Source organism: Sanguibacter sp. Z41_6, assembly GCF_059621145.1.
On the sequence record NZ_JCAQIF010000012.1, the window covers coordinates 1 to 2,762 of the forward strand.

Here is a 2,762-nt window from a genome sequence, read left to right on the forward strand (position 1 = left end):
CATGCACACCCTCACCACCACCGTCGCCCACGACCTCGACTACCAACCCATCCTCATCCCCACACCCACCCCACCCGATACCCTCCCCACCCCTGCCCCGATACCGGCTGGGGGCCCCGCGCGGGACTCCGCCCCGGGCTGGCGAGGCCTCGCGCTCAGGTCGCGCCAGTTCTTCCGCGACCGGGCCGCCCTCGTCGACCCCGGGGCCGTCCGGCTGCTCTCCGCGGGCCGGTCGCTGCTCGCCGCCGTGCTCACCGCCGCCAGCCTCGTCGTCGGGCTCCGGCTCTTCAGCCAGAGCGCGGACGCCGTCCACGCCGCCGTGTTCGGAGGCGTCATCGCGATGCGCACGAGCGCCGCGACCAGCGCATCGAACGGCCCCGGACGTCGACTCACCGCCGTCCTCTGCATCGTCCCGGTCGTCGTCGCCGTCGTCCTCACGTCCGTCGTGGGCGGCCCCTCGGCCGCGTCGGTCGCGTCCGTGGTCCTCGTCGCCGTCGTCGCGGTCTGGGTGCGCAGGTACGGGCCACGATGGTCGACCCTCGGGCAGCTGCTCTTCATCGCCTACTACTTCGCGCTCCTCATAGGGCTGGAGACCGGGGACGTGCTCGTGCACGTCGTCAGCGGCGCAGTGGCGGTCGCGTGGGCATGCCTCCTGGGGTTCGTCGTCCTGCCGGATACCGCGGTGCGGCTCACCCGCGACGGTGTGGCCGCGTTCGAACACCGTCTCGCGCTCGCGCTCGACCCGCTCGTCGACGTCGTCTCGTGGGCGCGCTGGGACCCGGACCTCGCGGGCCGTGTCCGTCGCGACATGCTCCAGCTCCACCGTGCCGGGGACTTCCTCAGCGGCCAGCTCACCGCCGCGACCTCGACACTCGGGCTCACGCCCGCCCAGACGATGGTGCTGCGCCTGCACGTGTTCGACGTCGAGCTGGCGGCGGACGTGCTCGCGGGCGCCGCGAGGGGAGCGACGGGCGAGGGCATGCCCATCCCGCTCCGGGCGCTTCTCGCCGGCGAGATCACGCTCGTCCAAGAGCGCCTGCGTCACAGGCCCGCGCCCGCTGGAGCCGGCTGGACGACGGCCGACGACGACGGCGCCCGGGTGTCCCTCACCGCCCGGGACACGACCCGGTGGCCGGAGCCAGCGCGCCGCCTGTACCGCGCCGTACGCGAGCTCCTGCGGGCCATCGACGCCCTGACCGACGGCCCGACCGACCTCGCGGACCCGAGCGAGGAGGTCACGCCCGCCCCTGCCCGGACGCCCGCACCGGCGGGGCACGCCACCGGTGACGAGCCCCACCGGCCCGCTGCGCCCACCCTTGCACCGACCACGCGCCGCGCGCTCCAGGCAGGGGTGTCCACGGGGCTCGCCCTGACCCTCGGGTCGTTCGTCTCGACGACGCACCAGTACTGGGCGGCGATGCCCGCCTTCCAGGTGCTCGGTGGGACCGACGGCGAGACGTTCATCAAGGCTGCCCAGCGGATCGTCGGCACCGTCGCGGGGGCGATCGTCGGGTTCGCCGTCGCGGCCGCCTGGGGCTCCGACCACGCCGTGACCCTCCCGCTGCTCGCCCTGTGCGTCTTCGCGATGATGTACCTCCAGGGAGCCTCACCGTCCCTCATGGCGTTCTGGCAGACAGCCCTCTTCGCCCAGCTCTACGAGTTCCTCGGCAAGCTCTCCACCGAGTCCCTCGAGGTCCGGATCGTCGAGACGGTCATCGGCGCGGTGGTCGCCTTCGCGGTCGCCCGCCTCTTCCTGCCCGTGCACGTGCACGACAAGCTCGACGACGACCTCGCTGCGCTGGCCACCGACCTCTCCGCCGCCACCGCGTCCGCGGTACGGAGCCTCGGTGGAGACGTCGTCCCGGTCTCGCAGCTGCACGCGCAGGGGATGGCAGTCGACCGCAGTTTCCGTGCGTTCGAGACGACGGCGAAGCCGTTGCGCGGGACGGCGGGTGCGCACGCCCTCGGCGGGGTCGAGGGGAAGGTCACCGCCGCCTGGTCGATGGCCTACTCCGGCAGGCACCTGCTGCGCGCTGCTGCCAGGGCGACACCCGGCAGGACCGGCCTGCCACCGGAGCAGTGGGACCGGCTCGCCGACGTCACCTCGGAGAACCTCGACGCGCTGGCGGCCGCCCTGCACGGAGACCTCGACCGCCCGGTGCACCGATCTCTCGAGCTCTCCGAGGAGCTCCTCGACCATGCCCGGCACGCTCCGGGCACCACGTACCTGCTCCGGCACCTCGAGCTCCTCAACCAGAGCGCACTGCTCCTCCTCGGCGACCTCACGGGCGAGGAGGAGGACGCCTTCGCACCCATGCCGACCGGCCGGTGAGACCGGCCCAGAACCGTCGAGAAGAATGTCATTGAATTGGCAATCATAAAGATGAAAATGCAACCACCGAACATTCTTATCTTTTGACACCCGTCGATAAACTTCGGACGTGGAAGCCATCTGGGTGGTTCTCGGAATCGTCGTCCTGGGCGCGACGTTGCTCGATGTGTTCCTCGCTGCGTTGAGCTACGACGAGTCCGGTTTCATCGCCCGCCCCCTGGCCGCGGCGCAGTGGCGCGTGCTGCGCACCATCACCCGGCGACTTCCCCGCCGCTGGCGCCCCGCAGGCCTGCGCCAGGTCACCGGCCTGCAGATCATGACCACCGTCATCGCCTGGATCGGCGGCGTCATCATCGGATTCGGCCTCATCTACTACGGCAACATGCGCGACCAGAACTTCCTCTACGACGGCGTCGACCAGGGCCTCTAC

Annotated in this window: 2 protein-coding genes; both read left to right on the forward strand. The window is 71.5% G+C overall.

Going from position 1 to position 2,762, the window contains the following annotated elements; translation table 11 throughout:
• On the forward strand, positions 1 to 2,332 hold a 2,332-nt coding region (locus AC54T1_RS14475), incomplete at its 5' end, for an FUSC family protein (RefSeq protein WP_496912371.1).
• A 109-nt stretch (positions 2,333 to 2,441) separates the two neighbouring features.
• Positions 2,442 to 2,762 (forward strand): hypothetical protein (locus AC54T1_RS14480; protein ID WP_496912372.1); only part of this gene is annotated, 321 nt, incomplete at its 3' end.